20 protein-coding genes are annotated in these 21,733 nt (G+C 68.3%); 16 read left to right on the top strand and 4 right to left on the bottom strand.

Translation table 11 applies throughout. The features are described 5' to 3' along the window. Positions 1 to 110: helix-turn-helix domain-containing protein (locus ABD848_RS21605; protein WP_344975792.1), on the bottom strand; the 110-nt coding region annotated here is incomplete at its 3' end. Here ABD848_RS21605 and ABD848_RS25120 point away from each other — a divergent pair. The 15 genes from ABD848_RS25120 (at position 94) to ABD848_RS21535 (ending at position 16,238) form a co-directional block, all read left to right on the top strand. Then, positions 94 to 348, top strand: coding sequence for a transposase (locus tag ABD848_RS25120; RefSeq protein WP_425567644.1), 255 nt, complete (start codon positions 94 to 96; stop codon positions 346 to 348). The genes ABD848_RS21605 and ABD848_RS25120 overlap by 17 nt on opposite strands. A gap of 207 nt (positions 349 to 555) precedes the next feature. Next, entirely contained in the window at positions 556 to 1,551 is a 996-nt protein-coding gene (locus tag ABD848_RS21600) for an aldo/keto reductase (RefSeq protein WP_344975790.1), read from the top strand. A gap of 1,344 nt (positions 1,552 to 2,895) precedes the next feature. Further along, positions 2,896 to 3,975 (top strand): sensor histidine kinase, encoded by a 1,080-nt coding sequence (locus ABD848_RS21595; RefSeq protein WP_344975784.1) that lies wholly within the window; start codon positions 2,896 to 2,898, stop codon positions 3,973 to 3,975. Then, on the top strand, positions 3,975 to 4,757 hold the full coding sequence (locus tag ABD848_RS21590; protein WP_344975781.1) for a LytR/AlgR family response regulator transcription factor: 783 nt from the start codon (positions 3,975 to 3,977) through the stop codon (positions 4,755 to 4,757). Before ABD848_RS21595 ends, ABD848_RS21590 begins: the two co-directional genes overlap by 1 nt. A gap of 26 nt (positions 4,758 to 4,783) precedes the next feature. Then, on the top strand, positions 4,784 to 5,104 hold the full coding sequence (locus tag ABD848_RS21585; RefSeq protein ID WP_344975779.1) for a hypothetical protein: 321 nt from the start codon (positions 4,784 to 4,786) through the stop codon (positions 5,102 to 5,104). After that, the gene (locus ABD848_RS21580; RefSeq protein WP_344975776.1) at positions 5,104 to 6,789 is read left to right on the top strand and encodes a sodium/solute symporter; all 1,686 of its coding nucleotides are present in this window, start codon (positions 5,104 to 5,106) and stop codon (positions 6,787 to 6,789) included. Before ABD848_RS21585 ends, ABD848_RS21580 begins: the two co-directional genes overlap by 1 nt. 164 nt (positions 6,790 to 6,953) lie before the next feature. Next, on the top strand, positions 6,954 to 7,295 hold the full coding sequence (locus tag ABD848_RS21575; RefSeq protein ID WP_344975787.1) for a DUF485 domain-containing protein: 342 nt from the start codon (positions 6,954 to 6,956) through the stop codon (positions 7,293 to 7,295). Next, the gene (locus ABD848_RS21570) at positions 7,292 to 8,914 is read left to right on the top strand and encodes a solute symporter family protein (protein ID WP_344975773.1); all 1,623 of its coding nucleotides are present in this window, start codon (positions 7,292 to 7,294) and stop codon (positions 8,912 to 8,914) included. Before ABD848_RS21575 ends, ABD848_RS21570 begins: the two co-directional genes overlap by 4 nt. 428 nt (positions 8,915 to 9,342) lie before the next feature. After that, positions 9,343 to 10,590 carry a cation:proton antiporter gene (locus ABD848_RS21565; protein ID WP_344975770.1) on the top strand — a complete coding sequence of 416 codons (1,248 nt, stop codon included), beginning with the start codon at positions 9,343 to 9,345 and terminating at the stop codon, positions 10,588 to 10,590. A gap of 524 nt (positions 10,591 to 11,114) precedes the next feature. Next, entirely contained in the window at positions 11,115 to 12,728 is a 1,614-nt protein-coding gene (locus ABD848_RS21560; protein ID WP_344975767.1) for a sensor histidine kinase, read from the top strand. 233 nt (positions 12,729 to 12,961) lie between these two features. After that, a complete protein-coding gene (locus ABD848_RS21555) occupies positions 12,962 to 13,381 on the top strand; it encodes a roadblock/LC7 domain-containing protein (RefSeq protein WP_344975764.1) in 420 nt (139 codons plus the stop codon). After that, the gene (locus tag ABD848_RS21550) at positions 13,378 to 13,737 is read left to right on the top strand and encodes a DUF742 domain-containing protein (protein ID WP_344975761.1); all 360 of its coding nucleotides are present in this window, start codon (positions 13,378 to 13,380) and stop codon (positions 13,735 to 13,737) included. The genes ABD848_RS21555 and ABD848_RS21550 overlap by 4 nt, the downstream gene beginning before the upstream one ends. Further along, positions 13,718 to 14,341, top strand: coding sequence for a GTP-binding protein (locus ABD848_RS21545; protein ID WP_344975758.1), 624 nt, complete (start codon positions 13,718 to 13,720; stop codon positions 14,339 to 14,341). Before ABD848_RS21550 ends, ABD848_RS21545 begins: the two co-directional genes overlap by 20 nt. Then, entirely contained in the window at positions 14,338 to 15,600 is a 1,263-nt protein-coding gene (locus ABD848_RS21540; RefSeq protein ID WP_344975756.1) for a cytochrome P450, read from the top strand. The genes ABD848_RS21545 and ABD848_RS21540 overlap by 4 nt, the downstream gene beginning before the upstream one ends. A gap of 155 nt (positions 15,601 to 15,755) precedes the next feature. Continuing rightward, positions 15,756 to 16,238 carry a DUF1269 domain-containing protein gene (locus tag ABD848_RS21535; protein ID WP_344975753.1) on the top strand — a complete coding sequence of 161 codons (483 nt, stop codon included), beginning with the start codon at positions 15,756 to 15,758 and terminating at the stop codon, positions 16,236 to 16,238. Positions 16,239 to 16,375: 137 nt separating this feature from the next. On the opposite strand, the gene ABD848_RS21530 is transcribed toward ABD848_RS21535, so the two are convergent. Continuing rightward, complete coding sequence (locus tag ABD848_RS21530) at positions 16,376 to 18,658, bottom strand: heavy metal translocating P-type ATPase (RefSeq protein WP_344975750.1); 2,283 nt, start codon at positions 18,656 to 18,658, stop codon at positions 16,376 to 16,378. 82 nt (positions 18,659 to 18,740) lie between these two features. Then, positions 18,741 to 18,956 (bottom strand): heavy-metal-associated domain-containing protein, encoded by a 216-nt coding sequence (locus ABD848_RS21525; RefSeq protein WP_344975747.1) that lies wholly within the window; start codon positions 18,954 to 18,956, stop codon positions 18,741 to 18,743. Positions 18,957 to 19,482: 526 nt separating this feature from the next. Between ABD848_RS21525 and ABD848_RS21520 the strand changes: the two genes are divergently transcribed. After that, entirely contained in the window at positions 19,483 to 20,499 is a 1,017-nt protein-coding gene (locus ABD848_RS21520; protein ID WP_344975744.1) for a glutathione S-transferase family protein, read from the top strand. Positions 20,500 to 20,542: 43 nt separating this feature from the next. On the opposite strand, the gene ABD848_RS21515 is transcribed toward ABD848_RS21520, so the two are convergent. Further along, complete coding sequence (locus tag ABD848_RS21515) at positions 20,543 to 21,031, bottom strand: inorganic diphosphatase (RefSeq protein WP_344975741.1); 489 nt, start codon at positions 21,029 to 21,031, stop codon at positions 20,543 to 20,545. Between the last annotated feature and the right edge of the window lie 702 nt (positions 21,032 to 21,733).

Here is a 21,733-nt window from a genome sequence, read left to right as displayed (position 1 = left end):
GGTGCGACCTCGTGTCGCACGTAGACCACCCGCGCACACCCAAAGGCCCGCGCCAGCGCGGCGCGCTGGGGACCGTTCGGGTACAGACGGAAGCTGTACCGAAGCTGCATACGAACAAGCGTACTACTATCGGTTCACAGACAACTACAAAGGGTCATAATCGGAAAGCGCTGCGTTCTCGCCCTCCACACACACGTGGCTTTCGTGACCACATACCGGAACGACGTGTTCTCAAACGTCCACCTTCGACGCATGCAAGAGGTCATACGGTCGGTCTGTGCGGACGTCGAATGCGAGTTGGCGGAGTTAACGGCGAGGGCGACAACGGCCACCGATCCCTACGCCTGAGCGGCCGCCGGTCCTCCCCTACCGTGGCCCACGAGCAGCGAAACGGCTGTGAACAGGGGATTCACCACTCTCTCTCGCCATTTTCCCCACTGCATGGCAGCGCTCCAGACTAGCCGCTCGCGTCGGCCGCCATTAGGATCGGCACGGTTTCAACCAACAGCCACCCTGCGAGGAGACGACGTGTCACAACACGGCGAGACCGGCGAGATCCCCCAGCGCACACTGGGACGGACCAACCGCGAGGTCTCGGCCATCGGCCTGGGCGCCTGGCAGATCGGCGGGAGCTGGGGCACGGTGGCCGAACGTGACGCCCACGAAGTCCTGGAAGCCGCTCTCGATGCGGGCATCACTTTCTTCGACACCGCCGACGTCTACGGCGACGGCCGCAGCGAGCGGCTGATCGGCGAATTCCTGCGCCGCCACCCCGACGCCCCCATCACCGTGGCCACCAAGATGGGACGGCGCGGCCCCCAAGAGCCCGAAGAGTACAGCCTGGCGAACTTCCGCGCCTGGAACGACCGCTCCCGGGCCAACCTGGGAGTCGACACCCTCGACCTGGTACAACTGCACTGCCCGCCGCCGACGGTGTACTCCCGGGAGGCCACCTTCGACGCGCTGGACACGCTCGTGGCCGAAGAGCGCATCGCCGCCTACGGGGTGAGCGTGGAGACCTGCGACGAAGCGCTGGCCGCCATCCAGCGCCCCGGCGTGGCCACGGTGCAGATCATCCTCAACGCCTTCCGCCGCAAGCCCCTGGAGCAGGTGCTGCCGGCGGCGGCCGAAGCCGGCGTGGGCATCATCGCGCGCGTGCCGCTGGCCTCGGGGCTGCTGTCGGGCCGCTACCGCCCCGACACCACCTTCGCCGAGGACGACCACCGCTCCTTCAACCGCCGCGGTGAGGCGTTCGACGTGGGCGAGACCTTCTCCGGCGTGGATTTCGAGACCGGCCTGGCCGCCGCCGAGGAGTTCTCGGCGCTGGCCGCCAAGCACGGCCCCGAGGGGGCGAGCCCGGCTCAGGTCGCGCTGCGGTGGGTGATGCAGCAGCCCGGCGTCAGCACCGTCATCCCCGGGGCCCGCAACGCCGAGCAGGCTCGCGGCAACGCCACAGCGGGCACCCTGCCGCCGCTGGAGCCCGAACTGCTGGAGGCTATGCGCGACCTTTACGACCGCGCGATCCGCCCGCAGGTCCACCACCGCTGGTAAGCGGCGCCAACGAAGGGCGGCCAGGGAAGCCGACGATACCCGTACCGACCGGCTGACCTGGCCGCGACGGGGGAAGCACAGCAGGCGCGCCGCGGCTCGGCTGGGCAGCCGGCACCCGAGTCCCCGTGCGGGGGCGTGGCGGGGAACAGGGCTGAAGAGAACGTGTAGGCTTCCCCGCCGCTCGTGCCTCGATCGCTTCGCGATCTCAGCAGCCCAGGATGAGCTGCACTTAAGGTAGCTGCACCCAACCCACCGCTCACACCTCGACCGCTACGCAAACTCGACCCCTCGACCCTGGAACCCACCCAGACATACACATTCCCCACCGCTCGTACCTCAATGGCCGCACGATCTCGGCGCGTCGGCGCTGGAACTCACCCAGACATACACATTCCCCGCCGCTCGTGCCTCGATCGCTTCGCGATCTCAGCAGCCCAGGATGAGCTGCACTTAAGGTAGCTGCACCCAACCCACCGCCCTCCGAGAGACGCCCCAAGCCCAGGAGACAACCCGCGTCAGCTTCTCGGGGCTGAAGCCCCAAGCTTGCAAGGTAGGGCCCTACTGGTTGTGAGGTTGCCTCCCGCATCTTGGACCTAAAACACAGGGACGCCAAACACAGGGACGCCTAGAGCGACTGTCCCGCCCCGAGGCCACGCCCACCCCAACACCGCGCCCCGGCCTACAGCAGCCTCCCCTGACCACCGAGGCCGTCCACCCCCACAAAAACCTCACCCCCCAGACACACCCACCCCCACAGGCTGCCGAGATCGCGAAGCGATCGAGGCACGAGCGAACGGCGCCACCTCCCCACCCCGCTTGACAAAAACACAGCAACCCAAGCTGGCGAAATCGCGCAGCGAAAGAGCGCATCACCCCCGGTAACCGCTCGCACTGCCTGTGACCCCCAGCCCTCACCACGCAACCGCGATGGCCTTGCTCGCATGGTCGAGAACAGTCCGGCGAACGTGCCCGGCCGTCTTGCACACAAGAACACTGGCCCCACAGCGGTGGTGGGTGACGGTTCCACGACCGCTCGCGCCTCGATCGCTGCGCGATCTCGGCAGCTTTGCGGGACGCACCGCCACGGAAAACACCCCAGCGGCAACCACACCCCCGAACCCCCATGGCTGCTCAACCCACCTCGCATCAGGAAAAACATGGGGCCCTCCGGCTGTTCCGGCAGCGAAGTGACCCCCCGCGTTCCCGGTTATGGCCGGGCTTCCCCTGGCCGTGACGGGGGCGGCTACTCGTAATTTCCGCTGAACAGCGTGTTCCATCGCCGGGGTCGCGATTTAGGATTTGTCCGCATCCCCCGCTTGCTTCCCCCGAATGGTGGAACCGCCGATGCAGACGCCTACCGACCACAAACCCCGACGGCGGCCGTTGCGTGCATGGCCGTCGCGCGACCCCGCCGACCCGATCGCCACGCTGCGCACCGCCCGCATGATCGTCGAACGTTTCAAGGACGGGCTCACCGGAGGTGGTGCCGAGACAGCCACGCGCCAACTGCGCCGACTGCTGGGCGTGCCGGGTCTGGCGGTGACCGACCTGACCGGCTCGCCGCTGTGGGCGGGCCGCCCGGCCGCCGCGGAGACCACCAAGGCGTTGGTGGACCGGGTGCTGCACACCGAGGCCCCCAGCGAAAAGCCTCCCCTGATGGCAGTCCCGCTGCACGTCAACGACGAGCTGGCGGGAGTACTCGTGGTCTCGGGAGCCACCAAACGGTCGACGGTGCGCGAGGCCGCCGCGTGGGTCGCCGGCGCGGTGGAGCGCGGCCGACTCCAGGCGTCGGCCGAAGAGGCCGAGCAGGCCGAACTGCGTGCGCTGCGCGCCGAAATCTCCCCGCACTTCGTCTACAACGCTCTCACCGCGATCGCCTCCCTGACGCACTCCGACCCGGAGGGCGCGCGGGATCTCATGACCGACTTCGCCGACTACACGCGCTACAGCCTGGCGCGGCGCGGCGACTACACGACGGTCTCCGACGAGTTCCACGCGATCGAGGCGTACTTGGTGCTGCAACGGGTCGTCCTGGGAGATCGGCTGCGCGTACAGGTCCGGGTCGCTCCCGAGGTGCTGGGCGTGGCCGTGCCCTACCTGGTGTTGCAGCCGCTGGTGGAAAACGCGGTGCGGCACGGCATCGAGCCGCACTCGGAGGCGGGCCTGGTGCAGGTGTCCGGGGAAGCCTCGGGCAACGACTGCGTCATCACCGTGGAGGACGACGGGGCGGGCATGGACCCCGACCGGGCCAAGGCCATCCTCGCCGGCGACAGCAGCAACGGCAGCGTCGGGCTGGCCAACGTGGACCGCAGGCTGCGCCACGTCTACGGCGCCTGGTACGGCCTGGTGGTCGAGACCGCCGTGGACGCGGGCACCCGGGTCGTAGTGCGGGTCCCCCGGTTCCAGCCGGGGGTGATGCCGTGATGGCCGCCGCCGAAGGGCTGCGCGTCCTGGCCGTCGACGATGCTCCCCTAGCCATCGAGGAACTGTGCCGGCTGCTGCGCCAGGCGCCCGAGGTGGCCGAGGTGGTCGCCGCCGACGATCCGATCAGCGCTCTGAAAAGCATCCAGGCCGAACACTTCGACGCGGTGTTTTTGGACATCTCGATGCCAGGGCTGGACGGGATCGAGCTGGCCTCCCTGCTGTCCAGGCTCAACGATCCGCCGGTGATCGTATTCGTCACCGCCTACGATCGCCACGCCGTCACGGCCTACGGCATCGGCGCCGTCGACTACCTCCTCAAACCGGTACGGGCCGAACGGCTGGCTATGGCGCTGACCAAGGTCAAGCGCATGGCCCTGGCCGAGGTCGTGGCCGAGCAGTCCGCCGACCCGCCCGACGCGCTGGCCGTGGTGCCGGTGGAAGCGGCGGGACGCACCCGCTACGTGCGCCGTGAGGACGTGCGTTTCGTGGAGGCCAACGGCGACTACGTGCGGCTGCACACGCCCGCAGCCGCGCATCTGGTGCGGATGCCGATCTCGCGCTTGGAAGAGTACTGGTCGCCCACCGGCTTCGTCCGCGTGCACCGCGGATTTTTGGTGTCGCTACGGGCGGTGCGCGAGCTGCGCAGCGACGCGCGCGGCGGGCTGCTGGCCCACACCGATCTGGGGGACGTGCCGGTGAGCCGCCGGCACGCGCGGGAACTGCGGGAGCGGCTCCTGCGGGCGACCCAGGACAGCGAGGCCGACACCGGGCGGCGGGCCTGATGCAGCGCGCCAAACGGACCGCGGTGATGAGCCCGCAGACCAGGCTCGCCCACGCTCGGGGCTGGGGTCGCGGGCGCTGGCGGGTGCCCCGGCTGAACACGGGCGAGACCGAACGCGCCGCCGTCCTCTACCGTCGCCAACGCCGCCAGGGCCTGCTGGCGCTGGTCGCGCTCCTGGGGCTGGTGTTCGGGCTGCCCTTGGTGTTCGCGGTGTGGCCGGAGCTGGACCACATCCGGCTCGCGGGGTTGCCACTGTCGTGGGGGATGCTGGCGGTGCTGCCCTACCCCGCCATGGTGGCGCTGGCCTACTGGCAACTGCGGCGTGCCGAGCGAGCAGAGGAACGCTGATGGTCGCGCTGCTCGCGGTGGCTCCCCTCGTGGTGGCGACGCTGCTGATCGGGTTGCGCGGGGTGGCAGCCATGCGCAGCACCTCAGACTTCCTCGTGGCCTCACGGCGGGTGTCGCCGTGGCTCAACGCCGCGGCGGTCTCCGGCGAGTACCTGTCGGCGGCGTCGTTTCTGGGCGTGGCCGGGCTGGTGGTCAAGAACGGGATGGGAGCACTGTGGTACCCGGTGGGGTTCACCGCCGGCTATCTGGCGATGCTCATCCTCGTCGCCGCCCCGATGCGACGCTCGGGTGCATTGACCGTGCCCGACTTCGCCGAAGCGCGGCTGGCCTCGCCGGCGCTACGGCGGTTGAGCGCGGTGGTGGTGCTGGTGATCGGGCTGCTGTACCTGGTGCCGCAGTTCCGCACCGCCGGGCTGGTGTTCAGCGCGGTCAGCAGCACCCCCTACTGGGTGGGAGTGGTGATCGCCGGCGGCGTGATCAGCGCCACCTTGGCGCTGGGCGGGATGCGGGCGGCCACCTACGTCCAGGCGTTCCAGTTCGCGCTGAAGCTACTGTTGTTCATCGTGCCCGCTGTCTGGCTGCTGGCCCAGGTCGGCCCGCAGGTGCGCCACGACGCGGTGCACCCGGTGGAGTTCGACCGGTTCTCCGGCGACACGCCCGTATCGTTTCAGACCGGGGCCACCTTGGGCATCGAGGAGCCCACGCCGGTGGTCTCCGGCGGTGAGCCCACGGTGCTGGCGCCGGGCGAGCACACCGTGCCCGCCGGGACCACCGTGGTGTTTCGCGACGACGCCCCCGTGCCCGACATCCGCGACGCCGCAGTGCTGGGGGGCGCGCAGTGGCAGCGTCCACTGCTGGATCTGGGTGAGGCGGGGCATCCGTTGCTGGGCACGTGGGCCGTGCTGTTCGCGATCGCGCTGGGCACCATGGGGTTGCCGCACATCATCATGCGCTTCCACACCAGTCCCGACGGGCGCGCCGCCCGCCGCACGGCCGGCATCACCGTGGCGCTGGTGAGCGTGTTCTACCTGTTCCCGGGGATCTACGGCGCGCTGGGCCGGGTGTTGGTGCCCGAGTTATACCTGTCGGGGGCCACCGACACCGTGGTGGTGGCGCTGCCCGCCCAGGTCGACACCGGTTGGGCGGGCACGACGGTCACGGCGCTGCTGACCGCCGGCGCGTTCGCGGCATTCCTGGCGACCTCGCTGGGCCTGCTGCTGGTGATCTCCGGGGCGATCGCGCACGACCTGCTGCCCGGCGGGCTGCGCCGGCTGCGGATCACCGTGGTGGTCACGGCCGCGGTCATGGTGCTGCTGGCGCTGCCCTCGGCCAGCATCGACGCCGGGGTTTTGGTGACGTGGGGCTTCACTGTGGCCGCCGCGACCTTCTGTCCGCTGCTGGTGCTAGGGGTGTGGTGGGCGCGGCTGACGGCGGCCGGCGCGATCAGCGGGGTCCTGGCGGGGTTGCTGGCCTCCTCAAGCGCCATCGCCATGGCCCTGTTCGGCCCGCCCTTGGACGGGTGGCGCGAGATCCTGATCACCCAGCCCGCGCCGTGGGCCGTGCCGCTGGCGTTCGTGACCATGGTGACGGTGTCGCTGTGGGGTCGCCCGGCGCCGTGGGCGCGCACGGCGATGTTGCGGCTGCATCTCGACGACGAGCGGCCACGGCGCCCCGCGCCCGGGTGACAACCGCACCGTCGGAGCCGCTCGTCGCGCCCCCGGGACCGTTCATCGACCGCTCGTCGCGCCACTCGTCGTTCGGCCGTCAGATGGTTACCGAGGTCACACCCGCCTTCCTAATGTGTCGCGCAACACATTGGCAATCCGGGTGGAGGCTTGTGGTGACTGATATGGAACGTGGTCCCTCCGACGGGCAGCCCCCCGAGGGTGACTGGGCCCGCGTACAGGCGAGTCCGGAGTTCCAGGAACTCCGCAGACGGTTGCGGACCTTCGTGTTCCCGATGACGGCGATCTTCCTCGGCTGGTACCTGCTCTACGTGCTGGTGGCCGCCTACGCGCACGACTTCATGGCGATCAAGCTGGTCGGCAACATCAACGTCGGCCTGGTCTTCGGGCTGTTGCAGTTCGTCTCGACGTTCGTCATTACCGCACTCTACGTGCGCTTCGCTGGGCGGCGCCTCGACCCGCTGGGCGACAAGATCCGCAACGAGGTCGAGGGAGGCTCCCAATGAGCAACGGCACGGTCCACCTGGCGCAGGCGGTCGAGGGCATCAACCCGATGCTGAACTTCAGCATCTTCGGTGCCTTCGTGGTGATCACCCTGATCATCGTATTCCGGGCCAGCCGCAACACGAAGACCGCCTCCGACTACTACGCGGCGGGCCGGGCCTTCAGCGGGCCACAGAACGGCATCGCGATCTCCGGCGACTACCTCTCGGCCGCCTCGTTCTTGGGCATCTGCGGCGCCATCGCCGTCAACGGCTACGACGGCTTCCTGTACTCGATCGGGTTCCTGGTGGCCTGGCTGGTGGCGCTGCTGCTGGTGGCCGAACTGCTGCGCAACACCGGCAAGTTCACCATGGGTGACGTGCTGGCCTTCCGGATGCGGCAGCGGCCGGTGCGCGCCGCGGCGGCGCTCTCGACGCTGTCGGTGTCCTTCTTCTACCTGCTGGCACAGATGGCCGGCGGCGGCGGTCTGGTGAACCTGCTGTTGGGCGTGCAAGGCGCGGTGGGCCAGTCCGTGGTGATCGCCGCCGTCGGCGTAGTGATGATCATCTACGTGCTGATCGGTGGGATGAAGGGCACCACGTGGGTGCAGATCATCAAGGCCGCGCTGCTGATCACCGGCGCTTTCGCGATGACGATGTGGGTGCTGGCGCTGTACGGCTTCAACCTTTCCGGCCTGCTGGCCGAGGCCGTGAACATGGCCGGCGACAACGGGGAGGCGATGCTGGCGCCGGGCGCCAAGTACGGCGTCAGCGAGATGTCGAAACTGAACTTCCTGTCGCTGGGGGTGGCCCTGGTGCTGGGAACGGCGGGACTGCCGCACGTGCTGATGCGCTTCTACACCGTGCCCACCGCCAAGGAGGCCCGCCGCTCGGTGGTGTGGGCGATCGTCCTCATCGGAGCCTTCTACCTGTTCACCCTGGTCCTGGGCTACGGTGCCGCCGCGCTGGTGGGCTCGGAGACGATCCTGGCGGCCCCTGGCGGAGTGAACTCGGCTGCGCCGCTGCTGGCGCGGGCGTTGGGCGGACCGGTCCTGCTCGGGTTCATCTCAGCGGTCGCTTTCGCCACCATCCTGGCGGTGGTGGCCGGCCTGACGATCACGGCCTCGGCCTCTTTCGCCCATGACGTCTACGCCAACGTCATTAAAAAGGGCGCCGTGGAGGACAAGAACAGCGAGGTGCGTGTGGCGCGCATCACTGCGTTGGTGATCGGGGCCCTGTCGATCGTCGGCGGCATCCTCGCCCGCGACCAGAATGTGGCGTTCCTGGTGGCGCTCGCCTTCGCCGTGGCCGCCTCGGCGAACCTCCCGACGATCCTGTACTCGCTGTTCTGGAAACGATTCAACACCACCGGCGCCCTGTGCAGCATCTACGGCGGGCTCATCATCACCATCACGCTGATCGTCTTCTCCCCGGCGGTCTCGGGCGGGGAGAACGCGATGATCAAGGGCGTGGACTTCCACTGGTTCCCGCTGTCCAACCCGGGGCTGGTGTCGATCCCTCTGTCGTTCTTCCTCGGCTGGTTGGGCACGGTGCTGTCCAAGGAGCACAACGAGGCCAAGTACGCGGAGATGGAGGTGCGCTCGCTGACGGGGGCGGGCGCGGAGAAGGCCACCGTCCACTAGGGACCGGGTCTCGGCCGGGCGTTTGCGCTCAGGGGGTGGAAACGCCCGGCCGGTGACCGGCTGACCATGCAGGCTCGCTCGCCACGGGGGCGTGGTCGGCAAGCTCACCGACTCTTGCACGCCGGGACACCCCCGGACAACGGAAAAACCAACGCAGGCCACCTACGTCCGCCGTGCTTTCCCATCCCTCCCCACACGGCGGGCGTAGGTGTCTCGGGTATCGTGGTCCCGCTCCTGGCGCGCCGCGGCCGGGGTGCGAGGCACCGGCGTGTCGGCGCCACGCGCGGGAGCTGAGGCGGCCATCATCACCGTGAGCCAGCAGAGGCTTGCCACGGCGTGGGAAACGGCCTGAGCGGGGCAAGAACGGCACGCCCCGGCCATCGCGTCCCTGGCGTAGCCGGCGGCAGTGGGGAAAGGGCGGTGCGGCGGTGACCGACCTGCTGGTGCTCGCGTGCCTGGCCATCGGCTACGGACTGATCTCGGGACGCACCCAAGGCACACCGCTGACGGGACCCATCGTGTTCGTCACCGTCGGATTGGGGCTGGGCACCGTCGGGATGGGACTGCTGACCGGGACGGCCGTGGAACCGGTGGTGCGAATCCTCGCCGAATCGACCCTGGTGTTCGTGCTGTTCACCGATGCGGTCCGGATCGAACTACCGGTACTGCGCCGCGAGTACGGCTTTCCGCTGCGGCTGCTGGGTATCGGCATGCCCCTCGTCATCGTCGGGGGCACCCTGGCCGCGCTCGCTCTCTTTCCCGAGTTGGAATTCTGGGAGGCCGCTGTCCTGGCCGCGGTGCTGGCGCCAACCGACGCGGCACTGGTAGCGGCCGTGATCGCCGACCGGAGGTTGCCAGAACGTATCCGGCAGAGCCTCAACGTTGAGAGCGGACTCAACGACGGCATCGCCCTACCGATCGTGATGGTGCTGCTGGCGTTGGCGGCCAGTGTCGAGGGCGATATCGGCTCGACCGCGTGGTGGTTCGGCTTCGCGGCCCGCCAGATCGGCCTGGGCGTCCTGGTGGGGGTGGCCGTTGGGGCGGGCGGCGGGTGGCTGCTCGCCAAGGGGGCGGCCGCCGGCTGGATCAGCCCGGACTACCTCCGACTGGTTGTGCTGGGCTTGGCCGTGCTGGCCTACACCGGCGCCGAGACGGTGACGGGCAACGGCTTCGTCGCGGCGTTCGTGGCCGGGTCGAGTTTCGGCACACTGGCGCGGCCGCACGCGCCCCACGTGCACGACTTCGTCGAGCGCGAGGGCAGGCTGCTGAGCATGCTGACGTTTACCCTGTTCGCTGCGGTCATCATCGGTCCGCGGCTGGAGGAGATCGACTGGCGGGTACTGGCCTATGCGGTGGTGAGCTTGGTGGTGGTGCGACCGCTCGCGGTGGTGATAGCTATGACCGCTGCGAGGCTGCGCTGGGAAACCAGACTGTTTTTGGGCTGGTTTGGCCCGCGCGGGCTGGCCTCGATCCTGTTCGCGCTGCTGGTGGTGGAGCAGAGCGGTATCGCCAACGCTGACGAGATCCTGCTGGTGACCAGTACGACCGTCCTGCTGAGCGTGTACGCACACGGGATCAGCGCCGCGCCGTGGGGAGGCGGTTTCGCGCGGCGAGCCGCCGGATTCGCGTCGTCAGCACCAGAGCGACTGCCGGTCCCCCGGCACCGCACACGCTGAAACGCGGGCGGCCACAGCGTCGGGGCAAAAATACCGGGGATTGTGTAGTATACGGCGTTAACCTGGCAGAATGCCAGCCGATTAGGTGCATACGACCACCTGTCGGGCCACCCCTCCTTGACACGGCCACCACGCGGAAGATACCTCTCCGCTTTAAATCCTTTTCGTCTGATTTGTGACAGTAAGAGACGCGGAGGGGTTCTGTACGCTATCTTCCCTACAGTTGGCGTGCCTTCGATGTTCCATCCATCACAAGGCGTAGCTAATCATGGAAAATACCAGGTTCCCCGGCCTATGTCTGCTGTGAAACGTAAGTCCAGTAGTGTGCCTGGACAGGCGTGACCACGGACTAGGCGAATTCTTGCCAGTCCATGTGCGATGTGTTCTACGGTATGTTCCTGGTTGTCCCGAGGGCTGTTGCACCTTCGTGCCGGTCCTTGCTAATCGCCCTGCCATGCAGCGGACCAGCAGGTTCGATGCGGGCTGGCCTCGTCTGCCGCCAACCGCCCACGAGGACCTGATTGATGTCAGCAGATGTATCCAACCGCAAGCAGTCCCAGTTCTCCCCGAAAGAACGGGCGCTGCTCGTTTTTCTCGTCGTAACCGTCCTCACCGCCGCTGTGTGGATATGGGCAGCACTCGCCGCCCCCGCAGCAGCGAGAACACTCGTGACGATCGGCGGTGGGACAGCGGCGGTCATGCTCTCCGCGGCTTTGGCAGTCGCGGTCTACTACGCCGAAACCACCCGCCGTGCACGGGAGGAGATCCGGCGACTCGACGCTCACGCGACGCACCTGGAGCAGGAGGCACGACACCTCTCCGAGGAGGCGCTGCCGGTGCTCAGCAGCCGGCTGCGGGAGGGAGCCTCGGCGGAGGCCGCCCTGTCCGCGGTGGCCCAACCCAGCCATGAAACCCTGCGCGCCCTGCTGCGCGGCGTCAGCTACGAACTCGACGCCGCCGAACGCAAGAGCAGGTCAGCGCTGGAGACGCGCTCGGCCATGGAGGAAGAACTCTCCCACATAGCCACGGAAACCCTGCCCACGCTGATACGACGCGCTAGCGCCGAGCGGGTCTCGCCCGAGACCGCGCTCGCCAAGATGACTCCTCCCCAGCACGAAGCCCTGCACGTGCTATTGAGCGCGATGGCGCGCGAACTCACCAGCGCCGAACGCAAGGGCGCTGCCGCTATGACCGCCTGCGCCAGTGCCGCAGCCCGAGTCCAAGCCCAAGTGACCAGCATGCTCGCCCGGCTACGGGAGTTGGAGGAGCGCTACGGCGACCAGGAGGGCATCTTCGGCGAACTGTTGGAGCTGGACCATCGGGTCTCGCAGATGGGCCGGCTCGCCGACAGCTTCGCCCTGCTGAGCGGGGGGCGTTCCGGACGGCGCTGGACCAAACCGATCGTGATGGAGAGCATCCTGCGCGGCGCCATGGGCCGTATCGGTGCCTACCGGCGGGTCAGGACCCACCTGACCAGCACCGCCGCGGTCGCCGGCTACGCCGCTGAAGGCGTCATGCATGCCCTGGCCGAACTGATGGACAATGCCACCTCCTTCTCGGCCCACGGCACCGAGGTGCACGTCTACGTGGAAGAAGAGGACCCCGGTATCGCGGTCACCATCGAAGACAGCGGTCTGGGTATGCGCACCCGGGAACGGCGCCGCGCCGAGAAGATGGTCTCCGAGCCGATGGACCTGACGACCATGTCCGGAACCCGGCTGGGGTTGGCCGTGGTGGGTCGACTGGCCCGCAAGTACGGCTTGAAGGTCAGCTTCCGCCCCTCCTCGCGCGGCGGCACCGGAGTGGTGGTGCTGATTCCGCGCCAGCTCATCACCCAGCCCAGGCACGAGCCCAGAGGAGCAGTGCCCACCCCCAGCGCGCTTTCGGCTCCGCCCCAGCAGACCGAGGAGTCGCACCGGCAACAGGTGCCCGATTCCCGCAGCGAAGGAGACAAGCTGGACACGCTGCCCAAACGGCGCCGCGGGGAAACGCTCGCAGCGGCAGCCCGCGCGATGTCGGCTCCGGCGGCCGAACCCAAGCAGAAACGGCGGGACCCAGCGGCCAGGTTCGCCGCCTTCCGCCAATCGGGGGCTCGAAGCCGGGACGACTCCGCTCCCCCCAACGAAGGCTCCCGGTGACATCCGGCTCCCCGTACCGGCGACACGTACGGGGAAGCTCCCCCACGGGAATCCGGCATCGCGCGTAACTCGCGTGGTTCGCCTGAGTAAGGACTCCCGACCATCGCGCACATCAACGTATGGGACCAGTGACCGGCGTTGACCGCACCTGCACTGGACCATCCTGAATTACAGATAGGAGGCAGGGGCTGACGCCCCGGCAGCAAGGCCGGAGTTCGTGGCCCGCTATCCCGATGAGCACTATGGACCGTAGTCTTGACTGGCTGCTAGAGAACCTCCTCGAAAAAACACCCGGCATCCGCCACGTCCTCGTGCTGTCCAAAGACGGCCTGAAGATGTGTTTCACCTCCGGCCTGAACGAGGACAAGGCCGACCAACTCGCGGCGATCGCCGCCGGTATCCAGAGCCTGTCACTGAGCGTGTCGGCCGAGTTCGGCGACACTATCGGCCCGGGACAGGCGATGGTGGAGTTCAGCGGTGGCCTGCTGCTCATGGTCCCGGCGGGCGAAGGGGCCCACCTGGCCGTCGTCGCCGAGGAGGACGCCGAGGTCGGAATCGTCGGCCACAACATGAACGAGATGGTGGAGCAGATCGGTGGCCATTTGACCGCCCCACCACGGCGACCTGAGTACAGCGGCGATCCTGCGTCATGAACCGGCGACATATCAATCAGGAAGATCCGGACCGGCTCTACACCGTCACCGGTGGGCGAAGCCGTGCCGACGAGAGCGCCTTTGACACGGTCACCCTCATCGTCAGCGAATGCGAACCCGTTGCCGGAATGCAGTCCGAGCACGCCACGATCCTGCGGATGTGCTGGGAACCGATGGCGGTGGTGGAGATCTCCGCTGAACTCAAGTTGCCGGTGAGCGTGGTGAAGATCCTGCTACGCGACCTGTTGGACACCGGCCGCATCACCGTCCGTCACCCGTCGTTGGTCTCCGGGCAGGACCAGCGGCCCGCCCCTGAAACTCTGAAGCAGGTGCTCGATGCACTCCAACGTCTCTGATCAAGCGGCGCGCGCCAGCCATACCCCACTGCGGCACACCACCCAAGACGCCCTGAAGATCGTCATCGTGGGCGGCTTCGGCGTGGGCAAGACGACCATGGTCAGTTCGGTCAGCGAGATCCCCCCGCTGAGCACTGAGGAGGTCATGACCCAGGCGAGCGTGGGGATCGACAACGCCGCCGGCGTGCAGAACAAGAACGCCACGACGGTGGCCTTCGACTTCGGCCGGATCAGCCTCAACGAGCAGAAAGTGCTCTACCTGTTCGGCGCTCCCGGCCAGGAACGGTTCTGGTTTCTGTGGGACCAACTGTTCACCGGCAGCCTGGGAGCGGTTGTTCTCGTGGATACTCGCCGCCTAGAGGACTCTTGGTACTCCATCGACCGGCTGGAGTTCCACCAGACGCCGTTCGTCGTCGCCGTCAACCGCTTCGGAGAAGGCCCCCCACTGGAGCGAGTGCGAGACGCGCTGTCCCTCTCCGACGAAGTGCCGTTGGTCGACTGTGACGCTCGCCGACGCGACTCCGCCAGGGACGTGTTGATCACGCTCGTCCACCACATCAGCTACTTGTACCAGCAGTCGCCCGCCCAGGAGGGCACGTCGTGACGAACCTTTCCAGCTCGCCCGATCCCGCCTCGCCACTGGCCGGATACCCCGAGCACGTCGACGCCGTCCGGTTCTACGGACCCGAAATCGCCGAGAACGCAGACACGTTGTACGAGGAAATGCGGCGCAAGTACGGGGCAGTCGCTCCGATCCTGCTCGATGGCGACATCCCCGCCTGGTTCGTCCTGGGCTACCGCGAAGTGCACCACGTCACCAGCCATCCGCAGTGGTTCGCACGCGACTGCCGCCGCTGGAACGCCTGGGAGCACATCCCCGACGACTGGCCGCTCATGCCCTACGTCGGCTGGACCCCGTCGGTCATGTTCGCCGAAGGGGAGGAGCACCAGCGCCGCGCCGGCGCCATCGGCGACGCGCTGGACTCCTTCGACCGCACCGAGTTGGCCTCGATCTGCGAACAGGTCGCCGACCAACTGATCGACGGGTTCGTCGGGGACGGCCAGGCGGACCTGATCGGGCAGTACGCCCACCAGATCCCCGCGGGGGTCGTCGCCCGACTGTTCGGACTCCCGCAGTCCGACATCCCGACGCTGGTCCAAGACGTGCTGGACTCGCTCGACGTGGCGGAGAAGGCCGCGGAAGCACACGGGCGCCTGCACGCCCGGATGCAAGAGCTGGTCGCCGAGAAGCACGCGCACCCCGACCGGGATGTCCCCTCACAACTGCTGGACCACCCGGCGCAGCTCACCGACGACGAGATCGTCATCGACCTCCTCGTGATCATGGCAGCCGCCCAGGCGCCCACGGGCAACTGGATCGGCAACGCGCTACGGTTGATGCTCATCGACGACCAGTTCTCGGTGACACTGCAAGGCGGGCGCAGCAGTGCCGGCCAGGCGTTGAACGAAGTGCTGTGGAAGCAAACACCCACCCAGAACTTCCTCGGCCGGTGGGCCGTCCACGCGTGCGAACTGGGTGGGCGCCGTATCCACCGCGGAGACCTGCTGGTGCTGGGGCTTGCCGCGGCCAACGCCGACCCGCGCGTCCAGCCGGAGTTTCACGCCTCCTCCAACTCCAACCGCGCCCACGTGTCCTTCGGCCACGGCGAGCACGGCTGCCCCTTCCCAGCGCCCGAGCTCGCCGAGATCATCGCCCGGACCGCCGTCGAGGTGCTGCTGGACCGGCTACCCGACGTCGAACTGTCGGTGCCCGGCGAGTCGCTGCAATGGCGCCCTTCCGTGTGGATGCGCGGCCTGTTCTCGTTGCCCGTCGAGTTCACCCCCACCATCCACGCCCTCTAGGAGATATGGCCGCCCGGCTCCAGCTCGCCGCTGCCCCGCCCCAAACAAACATGGTCGAACGTGTGCCCGACCCTTACCCGCAGTCACTGCGAAGCGCGGGTAGGGGCTCGACAATGGGGCGGCGCCAGGCGAACCCCGCGAGGAATGGAGTGACCATGGCCCAGCTCGTCGTGTTGGGAGTGGAGAATCGTGACCAGGCTGAGGAGGCACTCGACATCGCCTCCGAACTCGGCAAGGAGGAGTTGCTGCGACTTGAGGACGCCGCCTATGTGGTCAAGGACCACAAGGGACGCCCACGCATCCACCAGACGGTGAACACCACCGGCGCCGGGGCCCTCGGCGGGGCGTTCTGGGGCACGCTGATCGGGCTCATCTTCTTCGTCCCTGTGCTGGGGCTAGCGGTGGGAGCGGCCTCGGGCGCCATCGCCGGCAAACTCACCGACGTGGGCATCAGCGACGACCTGATCCGCGGCATCGGCGAGCAACTCGATCAGGGGCGCGCCGCGGTCTTCCTCCTGGCTGAGGCGACCAACGCCGACCGGGTGATCGAGCGGTTCCGGCCGCTGGAGCCCACCGTGCTCCAGACCAACCTCAGCAAGGACGACGAGCAGGAGCTGATCGAGGAACTGCGGAGCTGACCCGGCCCTCGTTTGCGGGGGCGGGCCGCGCGGCCCGCCCCCGCAAACGAGGTGGTCTCGCGACGACCGGTCTGCCGCGGGACCACCTGCCTGGCCCGAGCCGCCGTCGCCTGCGGCTCGGGCCGGGCAGGGCAGGACTACTGCGCAGGCGCGTGGAGGCGCGCCGCCGGCGCGTCGGCGCCGGCCGTCGCCGGTGCAGCGCCGCCGTCACCGGCCAGCGGCGCGAACCGGCGCAGCCGCAGGCTGTTGCTGACGACGAAGACGCTGGAAAACGCCATAGCCGCCCCGGCGATCATCGGGTTGAGCAGGCCGGCCGCCGCCAAGGGCAGCGCCGCCACGTTGTAGGCCAACGCCCAGAACAGGTTGACCTTGATTGTGGCGAGGGTGCGGCGGGAGAGCCGGATCGCGTCGACCGCGGCCCGCAGGTCGCCACGGACCAGCGTAAGATCCCCCGCCTCGATCGCGACGTCAGTGCCGGTGCCCATGGCCAGCCCCAGATCGGCCCGAGCCAGCGCGGCGGCGTCGTTGACCCCGTCGCCGACCATCGCCACCGTCCGCCCCTGTGCCCGCAGCCGTTCGACGACATCGAGCTTGTCCTCAGGCATGGCCTCGGCGATGACCTCCTCGATCCCCACCTCCGCGGCGACGGTGTGGGCGGCAGCGGCGCTGTCGCCGGTCAGCAGCACGGGGGTCAACCCCAGGTCGCGCAACTGCCGGATCGCCTGGACGCTGGTGGGCTTGATGGCGTCGGTCACGCTGAGTACGGCGCGGGCCTGCCCGTCCCATCCCACGGCCACACACGTGCGGCCCTGAAGGTGAGCGCGCTCCATAGCGTCGGCCAGGGGCGACGGCAGTGGTTGGCTGCCCAGCAGCGCGGGCCGGCCGACGAGCACGGTGTGGCCCTCCACGACCCCTCGCACCCCCAGCCCTTCGACGTTACTGAAGTCACTGACGTCGGGGAGGTGGCCGAAGCGTCGGGTCGCGCCCGTGGCGATGGCGCGGGCGACGGGGTGTTCTGAGGCGTTCTCCACCGCTCCGGCCAAGCGCAGGACCTCGGCGGTGTCCTCGTTCTCGGCGGTGACGACCTCGGCAAGGGTCATCTTCCCGCTGGTTACCGTGCCGGTCTTGTCAAGGACGACGGTGTCGACGCGGCGGGTGCTCTCCAACACTTCCGGCCCTTTGATCACGATGCCGAGCTGGGCCCCCCGGCCGGTGCCCACCAGCAAAGCCATGGGGGTGGCCAGTCCGAGGGCGCACGGGCAGGCGATGATCAGGACCGCCACAGCGGCGGTGAACGCCATGGCGACCGAGCCGTTGCCGACGAGCCACACCGCGAACGTGGCCACGGCGAGGGCGATCACGATCGGGACGAACACGGCGGAGATCCGGTCGGCCAACCGCTGCGCTTGGGCCTTGCCGTTCTGGGCTTCCGTCACCAGCTTGGCCAACTGGGACAACTGGGTGTCGGAGCCTACGCGGGTGGCTCGGACGGTCAGCCGCCCGCCCACATTGACGGTCGCTCCGGCCACGGTGCTGCCCGGCTCCACCTCGACCGGGATGGACTCACCGGTGAGCATGCTCGTGTCGACCGCGGAGGTGCCCGCTGTGACGACGCCGTCGGTGGCGATCTTCTCACCGGGCCGCACGACGAAGAGGTCCCCCTCGGTAAGCCGCTCGATGGGCACCCGCTCCTCGCGCCCCTGGTGCAGCAGCGCGACGTCCTTGGCCCCGAGTTCGAGCAGGGCACGCAGCGCGGCGCCGGCGCGGCGCTTGGAGCGGGCCTCGAAGTACCGACCGAGCAGGAGGAAGGTGGTCACGCCCGCGGCGACTTCGAGGTAGATGGCGCCGGAGGCGTCGGTGGGAGCGAGCGTGAAGGTGAAGGAGTGGGTCACCCCCACCTCCCCGGCCGTGCCGAAGAACAGCGCGTACAGCGACCACGCGAACGCCGCGCTCGTGCCCAGTGAGACCAGAGTGTCCATGGTGGCCGTGCCGAGCTTGAGATTGTGCCAGGCGGCCCGGTGGAACGGCAGCGCCGCCCAGACCACGACCGGCGTGGCCAGAGCGAGCGACACCCACTGCCAGTAGGGGAATTGCAGGGCGGGCAGCATGGCCGCCGCGATGACGGGCACGCTCAGCACGAGGCTGGCGAATGCCCGGTTGCGCAGCGTCTTCTCCGCCGTGTCCCCTTGGGAGTCGGCTGGTTCGGGCAGCGTTGCCGTGTAGCCGGCTTTTTCGACCTGGGCGATCAGGTCGTCGGAGGTGAGGTCGCCGGGGAAGGCGACGCGGGCGGTGGCGGTAGCGTAGTTGACCGTGGCGGTCACGCCCTCAAGTCGGTTGAGCCGCTTTTCCACACGGCTGGCGCACGCGGCGCAGGTCATACCGCCGATTGTCAGTTCAATGCCGTCATTGGTGTCATGCATCGCCGTTCCTTGTGGAGCCTGTCGTGGGCGCCGACACTTGGGGGTGTCGGCGGTGGCGCGGGCCGCCGATGGTGGAGCGGGGTCAGCTCGTGACTTTGTAGCCCGCTTCGTCCACGGCCTCGCGGACGAGCGCGTCGTCGACCGGCCCGTTGCTGGTGACGGTGACCTGGCCGGTGGCCACCTCTACCCGCACGTCGGTGACCCCCGGAATCTGGTTGACCTCTTCGGTGACCGAGGCCGCGCAGTGGCCACAGCTCATCCCCTGAACGGTGTAGACGGTGGTGGTCGTGGTGGCCATGGGTTACCTCCTTGGCGACGGTTATCTGCTGTGTTTCAGGGCCGTGGGGCGCGAAGCCAAGCCTCGCGGCCTGCCCCCACCAACATACATTACCCCCCTAGGGTATATAGAGCCCCGTTAGGACCAGCGATTTCGCTCAGCTCAAGCAACGAATCCCGAAAGCGAGGCGCGACAGCGCAGGCGGCGGGAACTGACGACATCCGGCGTCGAGAGGTTTCCAGCGAACCGCCCACCAGGCCGTACAGCGGCGACGGCGATTCGCGCGAGTCCCCACCCCCCTAGGAACACCTCGCGGCCTTTCGACCCCGCAACAGCGGACGAGACCAAGAACACGCTCACTCACCCGGCAAAACCGCGGCCGTCACCGCCCTTGTGGCAGCGGGCGTGACGAGTGTCGGGTATCGATGAGATGAATTGAGCAGCGCTTCTGATACTAAGCGTATTTTAGCGATCACATAACGAGAACGCGAGGAGGAGGGCGTACCGCTCTCATGGCACAACTGAGGGTTATGCGCCCAGCAAACACATGGCCAAAGTCAACATCTCCGTCACCGATGAAGGTGACTTCATCAGGTCGGCCAGCCGGTTCGACGCCCGGATCACCGCCGACGGCCAGTCCCCCTGGCCGGTGGCTGCCGACCGCTACCGGCTGGTCGTGAGCCTGGCGTGCCCTTGGGCCAGCCGTGCCTTGATCTCGCGGCGCCTGCTGGGACTGGAGTCGGCGCTGTCCGTCGCCGTTGCCGATCCGATCCAAGACGACGCGAGCTGGCGTTTCACCCTCGATCCCCAGGGGCGGGACCCCGTACTGGGAATCAGCTACCTCTCCGAGGCCTATCTCGCGGCCGATCCCAGTTATGACGGCGGGGTGAGCGTTCCCGCGGTCGTCGACATCCCCAGCGGCATGCTGGTCACCAACGACTACCTACGGTTGACCACCGACCTGGCCACCGAGTGGCGCGCCTATCACCGCCCGGGTGCCCCCGACCTCTACCCCAGGCACCTGCGCGCGGAGATCGACGCAATCGTCGAGACCATCTTCGACGAGGTGAACAACGCCGTGTACGAAGCCGGCTTCGCCACCACGCAGCAGGCCTACTCCCGCGCTTACCACAAGCTCTTCGCGCGGTTGGACGCGCTTTCCGAGCGGCTCGAAAGCCAGCGCTACCTCGTGGGAGACACGATCACCGAGGCCGATATCCGACTGTTCACCACCCTGGTTCGCTTTGACGCCGTCTACCACGGCCATTTCAAGTGCAACCGCCACAAGCTGAGCGAACTGCCAGTGCTATGGGCCTACGCGCGCGACCTGTTCCAGACGCCGGGCTTTGGTGACACCGTCGACTTCGACCACATCAAACGGCACTACTACCGGGTCCACACCAATATCAACCCCACCGGAGTCGTCCCCGAGGGTCCCGACCTCTCCACGTGGCACACGCCACACGGACGAGAGCGCCTTGGCGGTCGCCCCTTCGGCGACGGCACACCGCCCTCGCCCATCCCCGAGGCCGTGGGGCGAGCCTACGCCGCCCTGCGAGACTGAAACGGTCCCCGCGGAGTGGCCGACGGCGGCTGCGCCCCACCGACTACAGCGCACCAGCGCGGGCGCGTTCCCGTGCCGCGTTGACCGCCGCCTCGGCCGACTCCCGGTCCTGCCAGCCACGCACCTCGCTCATCTTGTGCGGCTCCAGGCGCTTGTAGATGTCGAAGAAGTGACTGATCTCGTTGAGCTGGTAATCCGGCATGTCGGAGATGTCGTTGATGTGGGCGACGCGGGGATCTCCGGAGGGCAGGCACAAGACCTTGCCGTCAGGGCCGCGCTCGTCACGCATCCAGAACACGGCCACTGGTCGCACCCGCACCGTGCACCCGGGGAAAGTGGGGCCGTCGAGTACAACGATCGCGTCCAGAGGTTCGCCGTCCTCAGCGAGCGTACCTGGGATGAAGCCGTAGTCAGCGGGGTACTGCGTCGCGGTGAACAGGGTGCGGTCGAGACGGATGCGCTGCAACTCATGGTCCATCTCGTACTTGTTCTGCGACCCCTGCGGAATCTCGACGACCATGTCGAATTCCATGGCTTGCCCTCCTACGGCTGGTTGACCCACATCGGTGTCTTGGTGTTCCCACCGTCGCGGGCGGGTCCGGGACCACCATTATGGCCCCGTGGTAGGCGAACGCACCGCACGGGTCGCTTCCCGGCGCAGTGAGGCGGGTGAGCCCACTCACGCACCACCGAGCAGGCCGCGCCGCGGCGCCTCTCGGGAACCTCCGTGCACGGGGTCGAGGGCGCGCGGTACGGGCTGAGGGTGAGAAGAGCGCACGGGGGTTTCCCACCGCTCGTGCCTCGATCGCTGCGCGATCTCGGCAGCCACAGGGCGGGGGCACCCCACCAACCACTGAAACACCCAACAACCTCCGCAGCCACAAGACCGTGGCTGGAACGGAGCGTGCAGCAACGGTGAGCCATGCCGGGGGCGGGTGTCGCGGTCTGACGCCGCCCTCGGGAGGCCCCTCCTTCGCCTGGGGCAGCGTGGGCGGCACGGTTTGGCGCTAGGCCCGGCAAGAGACACCCGTTGTCGAACCCCGACGACAACAGCACTCTGCTGGTGCGAGCCTCACTACCCCCCCAGGCCAGGCTGTCGGGGCCCGACGACAACAGCGCTCCCTCACCCCAGTGGCCGCCCACGTCGCTTGCACGCACCCCAACCACCACGCCCCCTTGAGGCTGCCGAGATCGCGAAGCGATCGAGGCACGAGCGAACGACGCCACCTCCCAG

This window comes from Salinactinospora qingdaonensis (assembly GCF_039539445.1).
Taxonomy (GTDB): domain Bacteria; phylum Actinomycetota; class Actinomycetes; order Streptosporangiales; family Streptosporangiaceae; genus Salinactinospora; species Salinactinospora qingdaonensis.
The sequence above is the reverse complement of the archived record's forward strand: the minus strand, read 5'-3'. Positions and strand labels throughout refer to the sequence as shown.

Coding starts and splice junctions, on each gene's coding strand:
- ABD848_RS21595 (WP_344975784.1), top strand. CDS start 2,896: ATGCAGACGCCTACCGACCACAAACCCCGACGGCGGCCGTTGCGTGCA.
- ABD848_RS21590 (WP_344975781.1), top strand. CDS start 3,975: ATGGCCGCCGCCGAAGGGCTGCGCGTCCTGGCCGTCGACGATGCTCCC.
- ABD848_RS21585 (WP_344975779.1), top strand. CDS start 4,784: ATGAGCCCGCAGACCAGGCTCGCCCACGCTCGGGGCTGGGGTCGCGGG.
- ABD848_RS21580 (WP_344975776.1), top strand. CDS start 5,104: ATGGTCGCGCTGCTCGCGGTGGCTCCCCTCGTGGTGGCGACGCTGCTG.
- ABD848_RS21575 (WP_344975787.1), top strand. CDS start 6,954: ATGGAACGTGGTCCCTCCGACGGGCAGCCCCCCGAGGGTGACTGGGCC.
- ABD848_RS21570 (WP_344975773.1), top strand. CDS start 7,292: ATGAGCAACGGCACGGTCCACCTGGCGCAGGCGGTCGAGGGCATCAAC.
- ABD848_RS21560 (WP_344975767.1), top strand. CDS start 11,115: ATGTCAGCAGATGTATCCAACCGCAAGCAGTCCCAGTTCTCCCCGAAA.
- ABD848_RS21555 (WP_344975764.1), top strand. CDS start 12,962: ATGAGCACTATGGACCGTAGTCTTGACTGGCTGCTAGAGAACCTCCTC.
- ABD848_RS21550 (WP_344975761.1), top strand. CDS start 13,378: ATGAACCGGCGACATATCAATCAGGAAGATCCGGACCGGCTCTACACC.
- ABD848_RS21545 (WP_344975758.1), top strand. CDS start 13,718: ATGCACTCCAACGTCTCTGATCAAGCGGCGCGCGCCAGCCATACCCCA.
- ABD848_RS21535 (WP_344975753.1), top strand. CDS start 15,756: ATGGCCCAGCTCGTCGTGTTGGGAGTGGAGAATCGTGACCAGGCTGAG.
- ABD848_RS21530 (WP_344975750.1), bottom strand. CDS start 18,658: ATGCATGACACCAATGACGGCATTGAACTGACAATCGGCGGTATGACC.
- ABD848_RS21525 (WP_344975747.1), bottom strand. CDS start 18,956: ATGGCCACCACGACCACCACCGTCTACACCGTTCAGGGGATGAGCTGT.
- ABD848_RS21520 (WP_344975744.1), top strand. CDS start 19,483: ATGGCCAAAGTCAACATCTCCGTCACCGATGAAGGTGACTTCATCAGG.
- ABD848_RS21515 (WP_344975741.1), bottom strand. CDS start 21,031: ATGGAATTCGACATGGTCGTCGAGATTCCGCAGGGGTCGCAGAACAAG.